Source organism: Ferrovibrio sp. (assembly GCF_046297895.1).
Lineage (GTDB): Bacteria > Pseudomonadota > Alphaproteobacteria > Ferrovibrionales > Ferrovibrionaceae > Ferrovibrio.
Window position 1 is genome coordinate 323,623 of the sequence record NZ_JBKBHC010000006.1, and the last position, 20,601, is coordinate 344,223.

The 20,601-nt window shown below is 60.8% G+C and carries 15 protein-coding genes; 13 read left to right on the top strand and 2 right to left on the bottom strand.

Annotated features, from left to right (window positions below):
* Positions 1–78: 78 nt before the first annotated feature.
* From dnaE to ACK4FK_RS12780, 3 genes are read left to right on the top strand one after another with little or no spacing between them, the layout of a single operon-like run.
* Complete coding sequence (gene dnaE / locus ACK4FK_RS12770; protein ID WP_409745343.1) at positions 79–3,546, top strand: DNA polymerase III subunit alpha; 3,468 nt, start codon at positions 79–81, stop codon at positions 3,544–3,546.
* A gap of 9 nt (positions 3,547–3,555) precedes the next feature.
* On the top strand, positions 3,556–6,186 hold the full coding sequence (gene pepN, locus ACK4FK_RS12775; protein ID WP_409745344.1) for an aminopeptidase N: 2,631 nt from the start codon (positions 3,556–3,558) through the stop codon (positions 6,184–6,186).
* Positions 6,187–6,239: 53 nt separating this feature from the next.
* Positions 6,240–7,490, top strand: coding sequence for an MFS transporter (locus ACK4FK_RS12780; protein WP_409745345.1), 1,251 nt, complete (start codon positions 6,240–6,242; stop codon positions 7,488–7,490).
* Here ACK4FK_RS12780 and ACK4FK_RS12785 read toward each other — a convergent pair.
* Positions 7,487–8,809, bottom strand: coding sequence for a pentapeptide repeat-containing protein (locus ACK4FK_RS12785; RefSeq protein ID WP_409745346.1), 1,323 nt, complete (start codon positions 8,807–8,809; stop codon positions 7,487–7,489). The two genes, ACK4FK_RS12780 and ACK4FK_RS12785, sit on opposite strands and share 4 nt — an antisense overlap.
* 64 nt (positions 8,810–8,873) lie before the next feature.
* Complete coding sequence (locus tag ACK4FK_RS12790; protein WP_409745347.1) at positions 8,874–10,187, bottom strand: pentapeptide repeat-containing protein; 1,314 nt, start codon at positions 10,185–10,187, stop codon at positions 8,874–8,876.
* A gap of 288 nt (positions 10,188–10,475) precedes the next feature.
* On the opposite strand from ACK4FK_RS12790, the gene rpsB reads away from it, so the two are divergent.
* The 10 genes from rpsB (at position 10,476) to ACK4FK_RS12840 (ending at position 20,599) form a co-directional block, all read left to right on the top strand.
* Positions 10,476–11,270, top strand: a complete 795-nt coding sequence (rpsB, locus tag ACK4FK_RS12795) for a 30S ribosomal protein S2 (protein ID WP_409745348.1) — start codon at positions 10,476–10,478, stop codon at positions 11,268–11,270.
* Between the two features lie 111 nt (positions 11,271–11,381).
* Complete coding sequence (gene tsf, locus ACK4FK_RS12800; protein WP_409745349.1) at positions 11,382–12,305, top strand: translation elongation factor Ts; 924 nt, start codon at positions 11,382–11,384, stop codon at positions 12,303–12,305.
* A gap of 200 nt (positions 12,306–12,505) precedes the next feature.
* Positions 12,506–13,222, top strand: coding sequence for a UMP kinase (pyrH, locus tag ACK4FK_RS12805; RefSeq protein ID WP_409745350.1), 717 nt, complete (start codon positions 12,506–12,508; stop codon positions 13,220–13,222).
* A 52-nt stretch (positions 13,223–13,274) separates the two neighbouring features.
* Positions 13,275–13,832: a ribosome recycling factor gene (gene frr / locus ACK4FK_RS12810; RefSeq protein ID WP_409745351.1), complete on the top strand. Its 558-nt coding sequence runs from the start codon at positions 13,275–13,277 to the stop codon at positions 13,830–13,832.
* A 2-nt stretch (positions 13,833–13,834) separates the two neighbouring features.
* Positions 13,835–14,572 carry an isoprenyl transferase gene (locus ACK4FK_RS12815; protein WP_409745352.1) on the top strand — a complete coding sequence of 246 codons (738 nt, stop codon included), beginning with the start codon at positions 13,835–13,837 and terminating at the stop codon, positions 14,570–14,572.
* On the top strand, positions 14,553–15,281 hold the full coding sequence (locus ACK4FK_RS12820) for a phosphatidate cytidylyltransferase (protein ID WP_409745353.1): 729 nt from the start codon (positions 14,553–14,555) through the stop codon (positions 15,279–15,281). The genes ACK4FK_RS12815 and ACK4FK_RS12820 overlap by 20 nt, the downstream gene beginning before the upstream one ends.
* On the top strand, positions 15,278–16,498 hold the full coding sequence (locus tag ACK4FK_RS12825) for a 1-deoxy-D-xylulose-5-phosphate reductoisomerase (RefSeq protein ID WP_409745371.1): 1,221 nt from the start codon (positions 15,278–15,280) through the stop codon (positions 16,496–16,498). Before ACK4FK_RS12820 ends, ACK4FK_RS12825 begins: the two co-directional genes overlap by 4 nt.
* Positions 16,499–16,518: 20 nt before the next feature.
* The gene (gene rseP / locus ACK4FK_RS12830) at positions 16,519–17,655 is read left to right on the top strand and encodes an RIP metalloprotease RseP (RefSeq protein WP_409745354.1); all 1,137 of its coding nucleotides are present in this window, start codon (positions 16,519–16,521) and stop codon (positions 17,653–17,655) included.
* A gap of 64 nt (positions 17,656–17,719) precedes the next feature.
* A complete protein-coding gene (bamA, locus tag ACK4FK_RS12835; RefSeq protein ID WP_409745355.1) occupies positions 17,720–20,011 on the top strand; it encodes an outer membrane protein assembly factor BamA in 2,292 nt (763 codons plus the stop codon).
* A 15-nt stretch (positions 20,012–20,026) separates the two neighbouring features.
* On the top strand, positions 20,027–20,599 hold the full coding sequence (locus tag ACK4FK_RS12840) for an OmpH family outer membrane protein (RefSeq protein WP_409745356.1): 573 nt from the start codon (positions 20,027–20,029) through the stop codon (positions 20,597–20,599).
* Positions 20,600–20,601 lie beyond the last annotated feature (2 nt).

A 20,601-nucleotide genomic window follows, 5' to 3' on the forward strand; every position in this document is an offset into this window, starting at 1 on the left:
GGATTCGGATTCCTTGCGTTCTGGTTTCCGCCACCTAGGTCGCGTATCGTATTTCGCGAACGAGAATCGAAAATCGCCATGAGCTTCGCTGACTTTGTCCATCTGCGTGTCCATACCGCCTATTCGCTGACCGAGGGGGCGATCCGGCTGCCCAAACTGGCCGAGTTGTGCGTGAAGCTGCGCATGCCCGCCGTGGCGATCACCGACACCAACAACCTGTTCGGCGCCCTGGAGGGCTCGAAGGAACTGGCTGGCAAGGGCATACAGCCGATCATCGGCTGCCAGCTCAGCCTGGCCCGGGCCGACCAGGCCCAGGCCGGTTTCGGCAAGTCGCTGAAGAAACCAGATCCCGACCGCATCGTGCTGCTGGCCCAGAATGCCGACGGCTATGCCAATCTGATGCAGCTTTCCACCAAGGCATACCTGGAACCGCCGCCGGGCGAGGCGGCGCAGGTGGGCTGGGCCGATCTGGAAAAATGCAGCGAAGGCCTGATCTGCCTGAGCGGTGGACCCGGCGGTCCCATCGCGCGGCTGCTGTCGGAAGGTCAGACCGATGCCGCGCGCCAGCAGCTAGAGGCGCTCAAACGCATCTTTCCCGGGCGGCTCTATGTCGAATTGCAGCGCCATGGCTGGGCCATCGAGGCCAAGACCGAGCCGGGCCTGCTGGATCTGGCCTATGCGCTGGACCTGCCGCTGGTGGCGACCAACGACTGCTATTTCCCCGACGAGAGCATGTATGAGGCGCATGACGCGCTGCTCTGCATCGCCGAGGGCACTTATGTGGGCGAGCAGAATCGCCGTCGGGTCACACCCGATCACCGTTTTAAATCGGCCGAGGAAATGCGCGTGCTGTTCGCCGACTTGCCCGAAGCGGTCGACAACACACTGGTTATCGCGAAACGCTGTGCCATCAAGGCCGAGGAGCGCAAGCCGATTCTGCCCAGTTTCGGCAGCGCCGGCGAGTCCGAGGCGGATACCTTGCGCCGTATGGCCCGCGAGGGACTCGAACTGCGATTGAAGCAGATCGGTGTGAGCGGGGATGCGGCCAAGCCCTATTACGAACGTCTCGAATTCGAATGTGAGACGATCATCAATATGAAGTTCCCCGGCTACTTCCTGATCGTGGCCGACTTCATCCAATGGGCCAAGCGCAACAACGTGGCCGTGGGGCCGGGGCGTGGCTCGGGTGCCGGTTCGGTGGTGGCCTGGGCGCTGACCATCACCGATCTCGATCCACTGCGCTTTGGCCTGCTGTTCGAGCGCTTCCTCAACCCTGAGCGCGTATCGATGCCCGACTTCGATATCGATTTCTGCCAGGAGCGGCGGGAAAAGGTGATCGAATACGTGCAGCAGAAATACGGCGCCGCGAACGTCGCCCAGATCATCACGTTCGGCAAGCTGCAGGCCCGCGCCGCGCTTCGGGACGTCGGCCGCGTGCTGCAACTGCCGCTGGGCCAGGTGGACCGCATCTGCAAGCTGGTGCCCAACAATCCGGCCAATCCGGTGACGTTGGCTCAGGCAATCAAGGACGAAGTGCGTCTGCGTGAGGAACGCGACCGCGACGAAGCCGTGGCGCGCATGATGGATATCGCGCTCAAACTGGAAGGCTTGTACCGTAACGCCTCGACTCATGCCGCAGGCGTGGTGATCGGCGACCGCCCGCTGGTGGAGCTTGTGCCGCTCTATCGCGATCCGCATGCCAGCATGCCGGCGACGCAGTTCTCGATGAAATACGCCGAGGCCGCCGGCCTGGTGAAATTCGACTTCCTAGGCCTCAAGACGCTGGACGTGCTTGAGAAGGCTGTCGAGCTGATCCGCAAAAAAGGCGTGCAGATCGACCTGGCCGCTATTCCGCTGGCCGACCAGCCAACCTTCGAGCTGCTTGGCCGGGGCGATACGGTGGGTGTGTTCCAGCTCGAAAGTTCGGGCATGCGCGACATGCTGCGCAACATGAAGCCTGATGCTTTCGAAGACATCATTGCCCTGGTTGCGCTCTATCGCCCGGGCCCGATGGAAAACATCCCGAGCTATATCGCCCGCAAGCACGGCAAGGAAAAGCCCGATTACCTGCATGAATGGCTCAAGCCGGTGCTGGAAGAGACCTACGGTGTCATCATCTACCAGGAACAGGTGATGGAAATCGCCAAGGTGCTGGCCGGGTATTCGCTGGGCGAAGCTGACCTGCTGCGCCGCGCCATGGGCAAGAAGATCAAAGCCGAGATGGACGCGCAGAAGGAGCGCTTCGTGACCGGCGCGAAGGAAAAGGGCGTCGATCCCGACCGTGCCGCCTTCATCTTCGAACTGGTGGAAAAGTTCGCTGGCTATGGCTTCAACAAGAGCCACGCGGCCGCCTATGCTCTGGTGGCCTGGCAGACCGCCTATCTGAAGGCGAATTTCCCGGTCGAATTCATCGCTGCCTCGATGACCCTCGATCTATCCAATACCGACAAGCTGAATGTCTTCCGCCAGGAATGCGCACGCCAGGCCATCGCCCTGCTGCCGCCCGATGTGAACCGTTCCGAAGTCGAGTTCTCGGTCGAATACGAAAAGTCCGAAAAGGGAGCGATCCGCTATGCGCTGGCTGCCGTGCGCAATGTCGGCATCGCGCCGATGGGCCAGATCGTGGAGGAGCGCAAGTCCGGCGGTCCGTTCAAGTCACTGTTCGACTTTGCCGGCCGGGTCGACCCCTCCGCGCTGAACAAGCGCATGCTGGAAAACATCGCCAAGGCCGGCGCTTTCGACGGACTGGAGAAAAACCGTTCCAGGATGCTGGCCGGGCTGGAGACGCTGATCCGCTACGCCCAGAGCAAGGCGGAAGAGCGCGCCTCCAACCAGGTGTCGCTTTTCGGAGGCGGCAAGACGGAAGAACGGCTGCCCAAGCTGCCCGAGGGCGAGACATGGACGCCGATGGAGCAGCTTGCCAAGGAATTCGAGGCGATCGGCTTCTACCTCTCTGCCCATCCGCTCGATGCCTATCAGGCCACGCTCAACCGCGTAGGCGTGAAACGGTATGCCGACATGCTCAAGCTTCTGCATTCCGGCGACCAGGTCTTCAAGGTGGCCGGCACGGTGATTTCCAAACAGGAACGCACCTCGCAGAAGACCGGCAACCGTTTCGCCTTCGTGCAATGCTCGGATGCCTCGGGCATGTTCGAGGTGATGCTGTTCTCCGAGGTGCTGGCGCAGTACCGCGACCTGTTGGAGGCCGGTGCGAATATCGTCTGGACGCTGACCGCGCGGGCCGATGGCGAACAGCCGCGCCTGAGCGCCCAGAAGGCCGAAAAACTGGACGACGTGGCCGCCCGTGCCGCCGCCGGCATCCGCATCATGGTGGAGAACGACAAGCCCTTCGCCCAGATCAAGGGCCTGCTCGACAAGGCCGGGCGTGGCAAGGGCCAGGTGCTGTTGGGCCTGAAGCTGGATGGAGCGGACCTGCCGGGTGGCGTGGAAGCCGATATCAAGCTGCCCAGCGGCTATGCCATCAATCCGACCATCCGCCACCAGATCCGTGTGCTGCCGGGTGTGGTGGAGGTTTATGATATTTAAGAGCACCGCATGAATCAGGTTCAACCCCAGGCTATTCACCGCAAGGATTACCGCGCGCCGGATTACCGCATCGAGAGCGTCACACTCGAATTCGACCTGGTGCCCGATGCCACGGTGGTGAAATCCAGATTGAGCATGGCGGCGGTTAATTCGGGCGCGCCGCTGGTGCTGGATGGCGAAGACCTGGAACTGCATTCGCTCAGGCTTGACGGTCGTGCGCTGGCGCCTGGCGAATATGTGCTGGCCGAGCGCACGCTCACCATTCAGAATCCACCGGCCAGGTTCACGCTGGAGATTGAGACGCAGATCAACCCGAAGGGCAACACGCAGCTTTCGGGCCTGTACCAATCCAGCGGCAATTACTGCACTCAATGCGAGGCGGAAGGTTTCCGCCGCATCACCTATTTCCTCGACCGACCGGATGTGATGACGACCTATCGTGTCACCATCCGTGCTGACCGCAAGGCCTGCCCGGTGCTGCTGTCCAACGGCAATCTGGTGGAGGAGGACGCGCTGCCCGATGGCCGACATTATGCCGTTTGGCGCGACCCGTTCCCGAAACCCTGCTATTTGTTCGCGCTGGTGGCCGGTGATCTGGCCTGCAACGAGGATACCTTCATCACGCAGAGCGGCCGTCAGGTTAGGTTGCGCATCTTCACCGAGCACGGCAAGGCAGCACGCAGTTCCTATGCCATGGATGCGCTGAAACGCTCCATGCGCTGGGACGAAACCCGCTTTGGCCTGGAATACGACCTGGAGCTTTTCAACATCGTTGCCGTCAGCGACTTCAACATGGGCGCGATGGAGAACAAAAGCCTCAATGTCTTCAATGATCGCTATATCCTGGCCGATCCGGAAACCGCCACCGACGGCGACTTTGCCGCAATCGAGGCCGTGGTGGCGCATGAGTATTTTCATAACTGGACCGGCAACCGCATCACCTGCCGCGACTGGTTCCAACTCAGCCTGAAGGAAGGCCTGACGGTCTTTCGCGATCAGGAATTCTCATCCGACATGCGCTCGCGGCCGGTGAAGCGCATCCAGGATGTGCGTAATCTGCGAGCCCGCCAGTTTCCTGAGGATGCCGGCCCGCTGGCACATCCGATCCGGCCCGACAGCTACATCGCCATCGACAACTTCTATACCGCCACGGTTTATGAGAAGGGCTCTGAAGTCATCCGCATGATGCATACCCTGTTGGGCGAGGATGGCTTCCAGAAGGGCATGAAGCTCTATGTCGAGCGGCATGACGGCGAGGCGGCGACCTGCGACCAGTTTCTGGCAGCCATGGCCGATGCCACTGGCGCCGATCTGGAGCAGTTCCGTCTGTGGTATTCCCAGGCCGGCACGCCGGAACTGCGGGTCGAGGGGCATTACGATGCGCAGAATGGGGATTACGTCTTGACTGTGACACAGGATTGCCCACCCACGCCGGGCCAGCCTGTGAAACAGCCGATGCATATTCCGCTACATGTCGGCCTGCTGGATGAGCAGGGGCAGGATATTCTCCTGCGCCTGGAAAATGAGACGGCCTTGCCCCAGCGGGGCGGACGCGTACTGTCACTGACTGCGCCGAGGCAAACCTTCCGCTTCCGGGGCGTGCCGCAGCCGTGCGCGCTGTCGCTCAATCGCGGCTTCTCAGCGCCGGTGAATATCAGGGTGAACCAGAGCGGCGCGGAGCGCGCCTTCCTGATGGCACATGATTCCGATGCCTTCGCGCGCTGGGAAGCCGGCCAGCAATATGCCACTGACCTGCTGCTGCGGCGCGTGGCAGACCCGTCCAATTCGTTCGATCCGGCTTATGTTGCGGCCATTGGCCAAATTCTGCGCGATACCGGTCTGGAACCAGCCTTTACGGCTGAGGCCATCACGCTGCCCGGCGAGGATTATGTTGCTGACCATATGGCGGTAATCGATGTCGAGGGGATCCACAAAGCCCGCCGTGCGTTGCGTCGCCTGATTGCCGAGAGCCACCGTGATCTGCTGCTGGAAATCTATGACGCCAACCGCGTGCCCGGACCCTACAGCCCCGATGCCGGGCCGGCCGGCAAGCGCGCGCTGAAGAATGCCGTGCTGTCGCATCTTTCCGAACTGGCTGCAGACCAGCGTAGTATTTTGGATCGTATCGCCGGCCAGTATCGCGATGCCGACAATATGACCGACCGCATGGCCGCTCTGCGCCTTCTGGTGGATATCGATGTTCAAGAGCGACAGGCCGCGCTGGACGATTTTCATAAGCGTTTCCGCGACGACGCGCTGGTGCTCGATAAATGGCTGGCGCTGCAGGCAATATCGGTTTTGCCGGATACGCTGGAGCGCGTCAGGGGGCTGCTGAAACATCCCGCCTTCTCGATGCAGAAGCCCAACAAGGTGCGGGCGCTGATCGGCAGCTTTACGGCGAATGCGCTGCGATATCATGCCGCCGATGGCTCCGGATATGCCTTCCATGCCGATCGGATCATCGAGCTCGATCCGATCAATCCGCAGGTGGCCGCCCGTCTGCTGGCGCCGCTGGGCCGGTGGCGGCGCATCGACCATGACCGGCAGAGGAGGATGAGGGCGGAGCTGGAGCGCATTCTGGCCGTTCCGAAACTCTCTCGCGAGACTTATGAGATCGCCTCGAAGTCGCTGGCCGGATGAGGCCGCAAAAGCCGGATAGCGGTCACGGGCTCTGAACCGCTAACCCGGCAGGTATGACATTCATTCCTGCCGACTCCGCTTTCCGCCGCCTGTGGTTTGCCAACCTTGCCGCCAATGGCGCCGAGCAGCTTGCCCTGGCCGCTATTCCCCTGATGGCCGCGCTGGCACTGAACGCAACGCCCGAACAGATGGGCGGGCTTACGGCCTTTCAGACCCTGCCATACCTGCTGTTTTCGCTTTTGGCCGGAATCTGGGCCGACCGGTTCCCGCGACACTGGCTGATGGCCGGGGCGGAAGCCGTCCGTGCCGTTTTGCTACTGTGGCTGCCATTGCTGGCGCTGGCCGGTTGGCTGGACCTGGTGGCGTTAGCCGCTATCGGCTTTGTGCTGTCGGCATCCACCGTGCTGTTCAATGTCTCGGCCCAGGCCTATTTGCCGGCACTGGTGGGCCGCGAGTCACTGGCCAGAGCGAATGCCCGGCTGGAATTTGCCCGCGCCGCTGCGGTCTTCCTGGGACCAGGCCTGGCCGGAATGGTTGCAGGCTGGACCTCGCCGGCTACGGCGCTTGCAGTCTCGGGCATCACTTCCGCACTGGCAGCCTGGTTGCTTGTTGCGCCAGCGATGCGTCGCGACCAGTCGAAGATGCAAACAGGTCTGCCGCTCGGCCGGGCACTCGCTGAAGGTTTTCTTCTGGTCTGGCGCCATCCGCTGCTGCGTGCGATAGCCGGCTGTGCCATGGCCTGGAATTTCAGTTGGTTCGTGCTGATGGCCGTTCTGGTGCTGTTTGCCATAAACGAATTGGGGCTCAGCCCGGCACAGATCGGCTTCGCCCTAGGCACGCAGGGGCTTGGCATGCTTTTGGCGGCATCCTGCCTGCCGGCCATCCATGCCCGGCTGCGGTTGGGGCCTATGATCCTGCTTGGACCTACGATGTCGGTGCTTGCCGCCCTGTGTGTCGGCGGCGCAACCATTTTGCACGGTTCAATGGCCTATGGCGCGATTTGTGCCGGTTTCTTCCTGTTCGGCTTCGGCCCGATGCTATGGACCATTGGCCAGACCAGTCTTCGGCAAGCCATTGTGCCCGCACGGTTGATCGGCCGCGTCAGCGCGATGCAGCAGGTGGCGACGCTGGGCATGAGGCCTCTCGGCGCATTGGCGGGGGGGTGGGTCGGCGGAGAATATGGATTGGCGGCCACGATCTGGCTGGCTGTTGCCGGCTATGGCGTGCAGTTGGCGATCATTCTGATGTCGCCTATGCCGCGCCTGAGCGAACTGCCTGAAGCGATGACGGAAGAAACCGCCTAGCCCGGCAGCTTGAAACCGATGGCGCCGCGCAGATCGGCGCCTTCCAGATCGGCGCCACGAAGATCGGCATTGGTCAGGTCTGCATCCAGAAAGGAGCAGCCGCGCAGATTGGCGCTACGCAGGTCGGCCAAGGTCAGGATCGAACGGTTGAATACCGCGCCTTCCAGATCGGCGCCCTGGAACTTGGTCTGAGTGAGATTGCATTCTTGCAGGCTCGCGGCCTGGCGCCGATGCTTGGCTCCGGAGATGCTGACCGGCGACATCTTGGCGCCGCGGAAATCGGCATTGGTCATGATGGCGCGGTCGAATTTAGCACCCTGCAGATTGCAAGTGGCGAAATTGGCATTCAGCATCATGGCGCCGCGTAGATCGGACAACACAAAACGCGATCCGGAGAAGTCTGTGTTCCGCAGGATAGCGTATGAGAAATCGCCGGCGGAGAAATTGATCTGGGTGAGCTTGAGGTCGGAAAGGTCATAGCGGCTGAAATCTACCCGCATGCCCTGCTTGCCAAGGGTCTCGATCCAGGTCAGGTGTTCGCGCACGATGAATTGCAGCGAGCGGTCCAGGCTGTCCAGGCTGCGTGGCATGATCGCCTTGGTAACGTCGGCGTCGCGCAGGTCGATCGGACGAAAATAGGCAGCCGTCAGGTCGGCGCCCTCGAAATTGGTTTCGTTCAGCACGGCGCCGGCCAGGACCGAGCCGTGCAGTACGCAATGCGACAGATTTGAGCCAGTGAGATCTGCGCCGGTGAACAGGCAACCGGCTAGGTTGGAGCCAGATAGATCGGCGCCGTTCAGCTTGGCATTGGAGAAGTTGCAGTTACTGAGGTCAGTGTTGCGACCGACCACCTTGCCCAGCTTGGCTGAAGTCAGGTTCGCGCCGGCCATCTTGGCATTGTCTATCGACGTGGCGCGCTTCAGCACAGCGATCAGGTTGCCATCCTCGTCAGGCCGCAGCAGCACGCCATCGCGGATATCGGCATTGGTCAGGTTGGCGCTTTCCAGATTGGCATTACGCAGGTTCACGCCGCGCAGATCCGCCTTGGTCAGGTCGGCACGTCGGAAATCGGCACCCTGCAGGTCCGCAGCAAAAAACGATGAGCCGACCAGTACCGCGTGGCTGAAATCGGCGTAGTTCATCTTGCTGCCAACGAAGTCAGCCGAGGTCAGTTCCTTGCCGCTGAAATCTATACGGGAGGCGTCGCGGAAATGCAGCACCATGCGTTTCCCGCCGCGTACTCCGCGCACGTAATTGGCGTGGTTTTCGAACAGCTCGTCGATTTCGTACTGGGCAATGACCTTGACGGGGTTATTCATACGGGCCGCTTCATCCAATCTGCGGCCGGTAGCCTAGCACAGGAGGCGGTGGTCACGACAATCCTCATGACAGGTTGACACCGGTGGCGCCGGTGAAATCGGCTCCGCTCACCTCGGCATCACGCAAATCGGCACCGGTCAGGTCGGCGCCGCGGAAATTTGCCCCTCTCAGGTTGGCATCGCGCAGATCGGCATGCATCAGAATGCTGCGCGAAAGGTTGGCGCCCTCCAGGTCGCAGGTGCTTAAGTTGGCCTGGCTCAGGTTGGCGTTTTCCAGATTTGCCTGCCAGCGCTTGCCATGCATTGACGAAATCGGCATCGGACTGAGCTTTGCGCCGCGGAAGTTGCTGCCGATCAGATTGGCGCCAGAAAACTTCACGCCCCGAAGATCAGTGCCAGCGAATTGCGCATTCAACAGCATGGCATCGCTGAAATCGCACATGGTCAGTGTCGCGCCGCCGAAATCAGCCTCGACAAGTGTCGACTGCACGAACAATGCAGCGGAAAGGTCGATTTGGGCGAGTTTGACGCCTGACATGTCGATGCGGCTGAAATCGGCGCGTTGGCCTTTCGCACCCAGGGAATCTGCCCAGGCCAGATGTTCGCGCAGGATGATCTGCAGCGGTTTTTCGAGGTCGGCTATCAACTTGGGTAGAAGGGCGCCGCTCATGCGCGCATCGCGCATTTCGCTGGTGCGGAAGAATGCTCCCGCCAGATCGGCCCCTTCGAAGCGCGTTCCATTCAGCATCGCACCAGCCAGAACGGCGCCAGACAGCGTACACCCGCTCATGTTCGTATTGGTCAGGTCTGCGCCGACAAAGATCGCTCCACGCAGATCGGAATTCGACAGGTCGGCATCCACCAGCCGCGCATTGGCCAGATTGGCATGGGTTAGGTCTGCCTGCTGGCTCATGATACGGCCGAGTTTGGCACCCACCAGCTTGGAGTGGGTCATCTGCGCCTTTTCGGTCACCGCGCCTCCAACGGCGATCGGCACCAGATTCCCATCCTCATCCGGCTTGAGGAGGCGTCCGTCACGAAGGTCCGCGCCGGAAAGATCGGCAAATTCCAGGATGGCGCCGCGCAGAATTGCGCCGCGCAGATCCGAGCGGGTGAGGTCAGCCGACGATAGGTCGGCATTCTCCATCACGGCCCCATAAAAATTGGCTCGGGTCAGCTTGGCAAACTTGAATATGGTGGCACGGAATACGCCGCCCACCATATTCGCCTCGCGCAAGTCACGGTTGGCGAAATTCAGGCCGGATGCATCGCGGAATTGCAGATTCAGACGGGTTCCACCCCGCATCCCGCGGGCAAAACGCTCATGGCTCACCAGCAAGGGGTCGAGGTCTTTTTGCTGGATTACCGAGTCTGACATGGCCGGCATATCATCATGCCGCTGCGCCGGGCGCCAGTATCCGATTGTCAGAACACTGAAAAATCATATGGTTAACACATGGGTGGAACGGCCGGGCGGCGTTGGAGGCCTTTCTTGCATCCAGCAGCTTGCGCCGGAACCGCGAACCGGGTAAAAGCGCGGCGCTTAAACCCACACGCAGGCTTGCGCAGCCTTGGGGGAGACATTCCCATTGCCGCGTTCCGGTGTCCTAGCCCCGAGAGGGGCAAAGACGACGTCTGCGGAGGCCCAACCGGAAAAGGACAGAGGATGACCCTGCCGACCTTTACCATGCGTCAGCTGATCGAAGCTGGCGTTCATTTCGGCCACCAGACCCATCGGTGGAACCCGAAGATGAAGTCGTATCTCTTCGGAGAACGCAACAATATCCACATTATCGACCTGCAGCAGAGCGTTCCGCTTCTGCACCGCGCCCTGCAGGCCGTGCGCGATACCGTCGCCGGCGGCGGCCGGGTGCTGTTCGTCGGCACCAAGCGTCAGGCCTCCGAGGCGATTGCCGAGGCCGCCAAGAAGTGTGGCCAGTATTACGTCAATCACCGCTGGCTTGGCGGCATGCTGACCAACTGGAAGACCATCTCCCAGTCGATCAAGCGTTTGAAGGAACTGGAAGAACTTCTCTCGGCCGAGCAGAACACCGCAGGTCTGACCAAGAAGGAAGTCCTGAACCTGACCCGCGAGCGCGAGAAGCTGGACCGTGCGCTGGGCGGCATCAAGGACATGGGCGGCCTTCCCGACATCATGATCGTGATTGACACGGTGAAGGAAGACATCGCCATCGCCGAGGCCCGCACGCTGAACATCCCGGTGGTTGCGATCCTGGATTCGAACTCGGACCCGCAGGGCATCACCTATCCGGTGCCGGGTAACGATGACGCGCTGCGCGCCATCAACCTGTATTGCGATCTGTTCTCGCTGGCCGTCCTGGGCGGCATCGAAGAGCAGCTGTCTGCCAGCGGTGCCGATCTCGGCGCGGCCGAGGAAATGCCGGTCGAGGTGATCGCGGAAGCGGGCGCCGAGGGTGGTCAAGCCGCGGCCCAGGCTTAAGGCCTGATGCATCCGGTCGCGGCGCCTCTGTCGGTTCCGACGGGGCGCCGCAGCCATTTCAATGACAGGGCCGTGACAGCGCGGTCCAACACTTGAACCTGAGAGGACGACATGGCTGAGATCACTGCGGCCCTGGTGAAGGACCTGCGCGAGAAGACCGGCGCGGGCATGATGGATTGCAAGAAGGCTCTGGCTGAAACGAATGGCGATCTGGACGCCGCCATCGATTGGCTGCGCAAGAAGGGCCTGTCGGCTGCCGCCAAGAAGGCTGGCCGCGTGGCGGCCGAAGGCCTGGTCGCCGTGGCGATCAAGGACAACAAGGGGGCCATCGTCGAGGTGAATGCCGAGACCGATTTCGTTGCCCGCAATCCGCAGTTCCAGACCCTGGCCAGCGGCATCGCCACGGTGGCGCTGACCGCCGGCGATGATATCGTCGCGCTGGAAGCCGCGGCTTTCCCGGGCACCGGCCGGAACGTGAAGGATGAAGTGACGCAGGCGATCGCCACCATCGGCGAGAACATGACCCTGCGCCGCGCCAAGACCCTTACAGTCGATGGCGGTATCGTGGTTGCCTATGTACACAGCGCCCTGGCCGATGGTCTTGGCAAGCTTGGCGTCCTGGTCGGGCTGAAGTCGGGTGGCAAGCGCGAGGTGCTGGAGCAGATCGGCAAGCAGCTGGCGATGCATATTGCTGCCGCCAATCCTCAGTCGCTGAGCGCCAAGGACCTGGATCAGAGCCTGGTCGAGCGCGAGCGTACCGTCCTGAGCGAGCAGGCTGCCGCCTCGGGGAAGCCGGCAGACATTATCGCCAAGATGGTAGAGGGCCGTATCCGCAAGTTCTATCAGGAAGTTGTGCTGCTGGAGCAGACCTTCGTGATCGATGGCGAGACCCAAGTCGGCAAGGCGGTTGAGAAGGCCGCCAAGGATGCCGGCGCCCCGATTGAAGTGACCGGTTTCGTCCGTTTCCAGCTGGGCGAAGGCGTCGAGAAGAAGGCCGACGATTTCGCAGCGGAAGTGGCCAAGATGGCCGGCTGAGAGCCGGTCTCAGTCAGGATCGGGCAGGGGGGCGAAAGCCCCCCTTTCCATGTCCAGACCATCGGCGTTCGGGCTTGCCGACGTCCGGCCCGGTCGTTTCCGGGGGGGCGGCATGGTATAAGTCCGCCACAGAATCGCCGTGCTTTACCGTCATCCCTTGGCGTAGCCGCGCCGAGGCATTCTCTGGAGAACCGCCCTCCATGGCCATCAAATACCGTCGTGTCCTGCTGAAATGCTCGGGCGAGGCCCTAATGGGGCCGACACCCTATGGCATTGACTTCGAAACGGTCGACCGCATCACCGCCGAGATCAAGGCGGTTCATGGCTTGGGCGCCGAGGTCTGTCTGGTGATCGGAGGGGGTAACATATTCCGTGGCGTGGCCGGTGCCACCCAGGGGATGCAGCGGGCCTCGGCCGACTATATGGGCATGCTGGCAACCGTGATTAACGCCCTGGCTGTTCAGCACGCCCTCGAGTCACATGGCGTGCCGACCCGGGTGATGTCGGCCATTCGCATGGACACCGTCTGCGAGCCGTATATCCGCCGCCGCGCCATACGCCATCTGGAGAAAGGCCGTGTGGTGATCTTTGCTGCCGGTACCGGCAACCCGTTCTTCACTACCGACACGGCTGCAGCGCTGCGGGCGGCGGAAATGGGCTGCGATGCCCTGCTGAAGGGCACTCAGGTGGATGGCGTCTACAGCGACGATCCGAAAAAGAACAAGACGGCCACGCGCTATGACACCCTGACCTATATGGACGTGCTGCAGCGCGACCTGAAGGTCATGGACGCTTCGGCCGTGAGCCTGGCACGGGAAAACCGGATCCCGATCCTGGTGTTTTCCTTGCACGAGGCAGGCGGCTTCGCCAAAGTGCTGGCCGGCACCGGACGGTGCACGGTCATTCAGGACCAGTAAGCCGGAAATCCCGTGCAAGTATTTGATTTTATAATAAAAACAGGAGATGGCCGTGGCCGAGCCTGACATTGACGACATTGAGCGGCGTATGAACAAGGCAATCGACGTGCTGAAGCACGAATATGCCGGCCTGCGGACGGGGCGTGCCAGCATAAGCATGCTCGATCCCGTCCGGGTTGAAGTTTACGGCAGCATGATGCCGATCAATCAGATTGGCACCGTGAGTGTGCCAGAGCCGCGTATGATCAGCGTGCAGGTTTGGGACAAAAGCAATGTGAAGGCAGTTGAAAAGGCGATTGCAGCCAGCGGCCTGGGATTGAACCCGCAAGCCGACGGCACGCTCATCCGCATCCCGATCCCGGAATTGAACGAGCAGCGTCGCAAAGAGCTTACCAAGGTGGCCGGCCAGTATGCCGAGCAGGCAAAGGTGGCCGTTCGCGGCGTGCGTCGTGATGGCATGGACCACCTGAAGAAGGCAGAAAAAGACGGCGAGCTCGGTGAAGACGACGCCAAGATGTATCAGGATGAAATCCAGAAACTGACGGACGACGCGACCAAAAAAATTGACGAAATGCTGGCCCAGAAGACCAAGGAGATCCTTCAGGTCTAACCATGTCTCAACCGGTCGCATCCCAGGCTCTGGCCCCGCCGCCGCCACGCCACGTTGCCATCATCATGGATGGCAACGGGCGTTGGGCGAAGGCGCGTGGCTTGCCGCGCAACCTTGGCCATCGCCAAGGCGTAGATGCGGTGCGCGAGGTGGTGAAGAACTGCCGCAAGCTCGGCATAGAGTATCTGACTCTGTATGCCTTCTCTTCTGAAAATTGGAAGCGGCCCGAGAGCGAAGTCAGCGGTTTAATGGATTTGTTGCGCCTTTATATCCGGCGCGAACTTGCTGAACTGCGTCGTAACGGCGTACGTATTCGCGTGATTGGCGATCGCACAAGACTGGCACCAGACATCGTGTCCCTGATCGAGGATGCCGAAGCGCAAACCCGTGACAATCGGACCCTGACATTAGTGATAGCCCTCAGTTATGGCGGGCAGGACGAGATCGTGGCCGCCTGTCGCCAGATCGCGGAGCAGGTTTCGGTCGGTAAGCTCGCTCCCGAACAGATCACTGCAGAGACAGTAGCCGGGAATCTGCAGACGGTGGGTATTCCCGATCCAGATCTGGTGATACGCACAAGCGGTGAGCAGCGGCTGTCCAATTTTCTGCTATGGCAATCCGCATACAGTGAACTGGTTTTCGTCGATAAGCTCTGGCCCGATTTCAATGCCAGTGATTTGGCAGAGGCAGTCGGTGAATTCCAGCGGCGCGAGCGACGTTATGGCGCAAGCGGTGAGTGAGCGCGAACCAGAAGCCGCAAAGCCTGCTCTGGGCGGCCGTGGCCTGACCAAACGGATCATCTCGGCGGCCCTGCTGCTGCCGCTCGCCATTGCTGCGGCGTGGTTCGGCGATACGGCTTTTATCGTGCTTGTTGTCCTGGCCGGCCTCCTGATGCTGTGGGAGTGGCAAAGACTGCCGAAACTGGCCGCAGAGAAAGGCTGGTCGAGCAACGCGCTGCTCTGGGCATTGGTGGGCTTGCTTTATATAGGTTTGCCCTGTCTTGCCCTGATCTGGCTACGCGAGCAGCCCCTGCACGGACGGCACATCGTTTTCTGGCTGTTCTGTGTCGTATGGGCTACGGACACCGGCGCCTATTTCGCTGGGCGGAGTATTGGGGGCCCGAAATTAATTCCAAGTATCAGCCCTAACAAGACATGGGCTGGTCTGCTTGGGGGCATGGCTAGCGCGTCGCTGGTTGGCGGTTTGGTGGCGGCGATCAACCCGGTTCTGCCGGCATTCGCGCTGGCTGGTTTCGCAAGCCTCGTCGCCGTTGTTTCGCAGGCAGGCGACTTTACGGAGTCTGGTATCAAACGCAGCTTCGGCGTGAAGGATGCAAGCCATCTTATCCCTGGCCATGGCGGCATGCTTGACCGGCTTGATGGCATGCTGTTCGCAGCACCGTTCGTGGCGCTTTGCGATCTGCTGTGGGGGCATGCCATATGGTCATGACGCCCTCTGCCGATATGCCGCGACGCGTCACTATCCTCGGTTCGACCGGCTCCGTCGGACGTTCGACCATTGATCTGCTCAGCCGGGAACCGGAACGCTTCCCTGTCGAGGCACTGACCGCCCAAAGCAATGTGGCCCTGCTGGCCGATCAGGCCATGATGCTGAGGTCTCGGTTGGCAGTGATCGGTGACGAAAGCCTTCTACCCGAACTGCGGCAGCGTCTCGCCGGCAGTGGCATAGAGGCAGCCGCCGGAAGTCGTGCCATCATTGAGGCCGCTGCGCGGCCAGCAGAATGGGTGATGGCCGCCATTGTCGGGGCAGCAGGCCTGGAACCGACATTGGCAGCGGTACGCCGCGGAGCGATTGTCGCCTTGGCCAACAAGGAAACCCTGGTCTGTGCCGGCGCTCTGGTCATGCGCGAGGCCGCACAGCAGGGCGCCACTATCCTGCCGGTAGATTCCGAGCATAACGCGATCTTCCAAGTCTTTGATTTCAATGCTCCAGAGACCGTCGATCGGGTGATCCTCACGGCATCCGGCGGTCCTTTCCGGACCCTCAGCCTGGGCGAAATGCGGGAGGTCACGCCCGCACAGGCGATCGCTCATCCGGTCTGGAGCATGGGGGCGAAAATATCGGTCGATTCGGCAACGCTGATGAACAAGGGGTTGGAACTGATCGAGGCGAGTTTCCTGTTCCCGGTTCCTGAGCCAAGAATCGAGGTGCTGATCCATCCTCAATCGGTGATCCACAGTTTGGTCTCGTATGTCGATGGCTCGGTGCTGGCCCAGCTTGGCAGTCCGGATATGAGGACGCCCATCGCCGTGGCGCTGGCCTGGCCGTCCCGCATGGCTACCCCTGCGGGACGTCTGGATCTGGCCGCTGTCGCCAAACTTACCTTCGAAGTACCTGATTCTGCTAGGTTTCCTGCGTTAAACCTGGCGCGGCAGGCCTTGCAAACCGGTGGCGCGGCACCTACAATTCTTAATGCTGCGAATGAAGTCGCTGTTGACGCCTTCCTGAACGGCCGGATCGGTTTTCTCGATATCACCCGTATTGTCGAGCAGACCCTGACCCGCCTTGTCGGCGGAACGCTAGGCGATCTGGATGCGGTGCGTGAGGCAGATCAGGCAGCCCGGGAATATGCCGCGCGTCTGGTGGATCCGACGGGCGATGGCCGGGTCGTGCGGGTGCAAACGAGAGGACTAAGCCGGCCTTAGCCGTCGGTGATCGAGGAGCCATGGATTTCATCGTCAGTCTTGCCGGATACGTCATCCCATTCGTCGTTGTCCTGACCATCATCGTATTCGTCCATGAACTGGGCCATTACTGGGTGGCACGCAGGTGCGGCGTGAGGGTGGAGGTGTTCTCTATCGGGTTCGGCCCGGAACTCTTCGGCTGGAACGACAAGCACGACACGCGTTGGAAAATCAGTGCCATCCCGCTTGGCGGCTATGTAAAATTCTTCGGTGACGCCGATGCCGCATCCAGTGCCGATAGCAGCGCCGTTGCGGCCATGAGCCCGGCCGAGCGGAAGGTATCGTTCCATCACCAGCGCTTGCGTAACCGGATGGCCATTGTTGCCGCTGGCCCGGTGGCCAATTTCATTTTCGCCATTTTCATTTATGCCGCCCTTTTTAGCCTGATCGGCCAGCCTTTCACCCCGCCGGTGGTTGGCGACGTAGTCTCGGGTAGTGCGGCCGAAGCTTCGGGCTTACGTCCGGGCGATCGCATTCTGAGCGCTGACGGCACCCGCATTCAGCGCTTCGAGGAACTGCGCTCTTATGTGGCCTTGCGCGCCGAAACGCCGATTGCTCTCACAGTGCTGCGCGACAACAGTGAAATCGCTCTGACCGTGGTGCCGTCGCGGGTGGATGTGGCCGATGGCATGGGGGGCACTCAGCGGGTCGGCCAGATCGGCATACGCACGACCGGTATCGATTTCGTGCGGCACGATCCCGCCACGGCCGTTGTGCAGGCCGTGCGGGAAACCTGGCTGGTTGTGGCCAATACCTTCACCTATCTGGGCCGCATAATCGAAGGCCGGGAATCCGGCGATCAGCTTAGCGGGCCGCTCGGGATCGCCAAGATGTCGGGCGATGTCGCCAAAAATGGCTGGTTGGGCTTGGTTTCATTGATGGCCACCCTGTCGGTTGCCATCGGCCTGATCAACCTGTTTCCAGTGCCTATGCTCGACGGCGGCCATCTTCTGTTCTACGGCATCGAGGCCGTGCGGGGCCGCCCGCTTGGGGAGCGGGCCCAGGAATATGGGTTTCGTATCGGCTTTGCGCTGGTGATGTCGCTATTCCTGTTTGCAACATGGAACGACTTGAACCGCCTGCCAATTTTCAATTTCCTCGCTGGGCTTTTCTCGTGAATCCGGCTAAGTGAGAGGGGCTCGATTGGCTAAGGGGATTCAGGCGGATATGGTCCGAAGCGAAATGCTGCGCAAGGTGCACCGCATGGTGTTTCTGCCCTTGGTCGCGCTGCTGATGCTCAATGTCGGTCTGTTGTCCGCGGGTCCGGCCACCGCCCAGGGCGGCCCGCAGATCCGCGATATCGTCATTGAGGGCAATCAGCGGATCGAAATATCGACGATCCAGAATTATCTGACCCTGCAGCCGGGTTCTATCTATTCCAGCGCGGAAGCCGATAAATCGCTTAAGGCCTTGTTCGCTACTGGCTTGTTCGCGGATGTGAACCTGCGCCTGCAAGGCAGCAGTCTCGTCGTGCGCGTGACGGAGAACCCGGTGATCAACCGGATTCTGTTTGAAGGCAATCGCCGGATGCAGACGGAACAGTTGCGCTCTGAACTGCAACTGAAACCGCGCCAGGTTTATACTCGGGCGAAGGTGCAGGCTGATACGCAGCGTATCCAGCAGATTTATCGCCGCTCCGGCCGTTTTGCCGCAACGGTAGAGCCGAAAGTCGTGCAATTGGCGCAGAACCGCGTTGATCTGGTCTTTGAGATCAGCGAGGGGCCGCTTACCGGCGTCAGCCGTATCCGCTTCATCGGCAATCGTAACTTCAGCGACTCCCGTTTGCGTGAGGAGATCCAGACCAAGGAAAGCGCGTGGTATCGTTTCCTGTCGTCGGACGATAGCTACGATCCCGACCGGCTGACCTTCGATCGCGAGAAACTGCGCAAATTTTATCTGAGCAAGGGCTATGCCGATTTCTCGGTCGTGAATGCGGTTGCGGAACTGATGCCGGATCGCGAGAAGTTCATCATCACTTTTACGGTGGATGAAGGCGAGCGGTATCGTTTCGGCGAGATGGACGTCGTCAGCGAGATCAAGGGCGTAGAGGGGGCGCAGCTCAGGTCATTCGTCGAGACAAAAAAAGGCGACGTGTATAACGCCGACCTTGTCGAGAAGTCCGTGCAGGCGATGACGACCGAACTCGGCCGGTTCGGCTATGCCTTTGCGGACGTGCGGCCCGATGTCAAGAAGGACCGGGAGAAACGTATCATAGACGTAACTTATCGGGTTGGCGAAAGCCCGCGCGTTTTTGTCGAGCGGATCGATATTGTTGGCAATGTGCGGACGCTGGACAAGGTGATCCGCCGCGAGTTTCGTCTCGCGGAGGGCGATGCATTCAACTCGGCCAAGCTGCGGCGCACCCGCACCCGCCTGCGCGGCCTGAATTTCTTCGACAAGGTCGAGATCACCGAAAGCAAGGGCAGCGCGCCTGATAAGGTGGTTCTGACCGCCGAAGTGGCTGAGAAATCGACCGGCGAGCTCTCGTTCGGCATCGGCTATTCGACATCTGAAAGCGTTCTCGGCGATGTGAGCATCCGTGAACGTAACCTGCTGGGTCGCGGTCAGGATCTGCGCCTGGGCTTCAGCCTCTCGACCCGTCGCCAGCAGATCGACCTTGGCTTTACCGAACCGTATTTCCTGGACAGAGAGCTGGCGGCGGGCATCGATCTGCAGCGTCGGCGTACCGACTATACGCGCCGCAGCAGCCTGGACCAGACCACGACATCGGCCTCACCGCGACTGTCCTATCCGATCACAGAGAACCTGTCGCAACAGGTCTATTACCGCATCCGGCATGACGAAATCACCGATGTCAACGACACCGCGTCGCGCTTCATTCGTGCTCAAGAAGGCGGTTATGTGACGTCGTCGGTCGGCCATACGCTGACATATGACCGCCGCGATGATCGCATCGAACCGACCACAGGCTACGTGCTGCGTCTGTCCCAGGAGGGCGCAGGCCTCGGCGGCACCGAGTATTATTTCAAGAACATCGTGAATGCGATAAAATACTACACCGTTGCCGACGATGTGGTTCTGAGCCTTGGGGCCGAAGCAGGCATCATCACCGCGCTGCAGGATGACGTGAGGCTTCCGAACCGTTTCTTCATCGGCGGTGACACCTTCCGCGGCTTCCGTACTGGCGGCATAGGCCCCCGCGATACGACCACAAACGATGCACTGGGTGGCGAGCGGTATTACAAGGCAGAAGCTGATCTCACATTCCCGATCGGCTTGCCCAATGAATTTGGTATCAAGGGGCGCGTGTTCACTGAGGCAGGCTCGTTGTGGGAAACCAGCGATGTCGGGCCAGAGGTGGTCGATGAGAACAGCCTGCGCGTCTCTTCCGGTGTTGGCGTGCAGTGGAAATCGCCCCTGGGCCTTATCCGCGTCGATTTCGGCATCCCTGTGGTCAAAGAAGATTACGACCGCAAAGAGCTTGTCCGTATCAATTTTGGTTCCCGTTTCTAGCAAGGTTTGAGAGTTATGAGCCCGATCTCGAAGTTACTGCTGGCCATGGTCATGCTGCTATGCGCGGCTTTGCCCGGCCATGCCTTGGCCCAGGCTGGGGCCAAGACGCCGCCAACCGTTATTGCCGTCATCGACGGCCAGCGGATCAACCGCGAGGCCGCGGCGCTGAAAAATGCCCGTCAACAGCTCGAACAGTATCGATTTAACTTCCAGTCCGAAATTGCCAAGGAAGAGGAGAAGCTGCGCGCTGAGGAGCAGGAAATCGCCCGGCAACGCTCGGTTCTGGCTCCTGAAGCCTTCGAACAGCGGCGGCAGGCTTTCCAGGGCAAGGTTATCGATCTGCAGAAGCGCATTCAGGAGCGCTCCCAGTCGCTGGAGAAGATGCTGAACAGCGTGCGCGACCAGGTTACCGTGCAGGTGATCGAAATTCTGAAGGGGCTGGCGCAGGAGCGGGGTTTCAATATCGTGCTTGACCGCGCCCAGGTTCAGATATTCATCGGTGAAAATATCGATATCACCGCGGAAGTACTCAAGCGCCTGGATCAACGTCTGCCTTCGGTCAAGGTGGCTCTTCCCGCCGGGAAGTAGGA

Excerpts from the sequence above, each read along its gene's own strand:
- ACK4FK_RS12840 (WP_409745356.1), top strand. The coding sequence starts at position 20,027 with ATGAGCCCGATCTCGAAGTTACTGCTGGCCATGGTCATGCTGCTATGC.
- ACK4FK_RS12780 (WP_409745345.1), top strand. The coding sequence starts at position 6,240 with ATGACATTCATTCCTGCCGACTCCGCTTTCCGCCGCCTGTGGTTTGCC.
- pyrH (WP_409745350.1), top strand. The coding sequence starts at position 12,506 with ATGGCCATCAAATACCGTCGTGTCCTGCTGAAATGCTCGGGCGAGGCC.
- ACK4FK_RS12815 (WP_409745352.1), top strand. The coding sequence starts at position 13,835 with ATGTCTCAACCGGTCGCATCCCAGGCTCTGGCCCCGCCGCCGCCACGC.
- ACK4FK_RS12820 (WP_409745353.1), top strand. The coding sequence starts at position 14,553 with ATGGCGCAAGCGGTGAGTGAGCGCGAACCAGAAGCCGCAAAGCCTGCT.
- ACK4FK_RS12790 (WP_409745347.1), bottom strand. The coding sequence starts at position 10,187 with ATGTCAGACTCGGTAATCCAGCAAAAAGACCTCGACCCCTTGCTGGTG.
- tsf (WP_409745349.1), top strand. The coding sequence starts at position 11,382 with ATGGCTGAGATCACTGCGGCCCTGGTGAAGGACCTGCGCGAGAAGACC.
- rseP (WP_409745354.1), top strand. The coding sequence starts at position 16,519 with ATGGATTTCATCGTCAGTCTTGCCGGATACGTCATCCCATTCGTCGTT.
- ACK4FK_RS12825 (WP_409745371.1), top strand. The coding sequence starts at position 15,278 with ATGACGCCCTCTGCCGATATGCCGCGACGCGTCACTATCCTCGGTTCG.
- pepN (WP_409745344.1), top strand. The coding sequence starts at position 3,556 with ATGAATCAGGTTCAACCCCAGGCTATTCACCGCAAGGATTACCGCGCG.
- dnaE (WP_409745343.1), top strand. The coding sequence starts at position 79 with ATGAGCTTCGCTGACTTTGTCCATCTGCGTGTCCATACCGCCTATTCG.
- bamA (WP_409745355.1), top strand. The coding sequence starts at position 17,720 with ATGCTGCGCAAGGTGCACCGCATGGTGTTTCTGCCCTTGGTCGCGCTG.
- ACK4FK_RS12785 (WP_409745346.1), bottom strand. The coding sequence starts at position 8,809 with ATGAATAACCCCGTCAAGGTCATTGCCCAGTACGAAATCGACGAGCTG.
- rpsB (WP_409745348.1), top strand. The coding sequence starts at position 10,476 with ATGACCCTGCCGACCTTTACCATGCGTCAGCTGATCGAAGCTGGCGTT.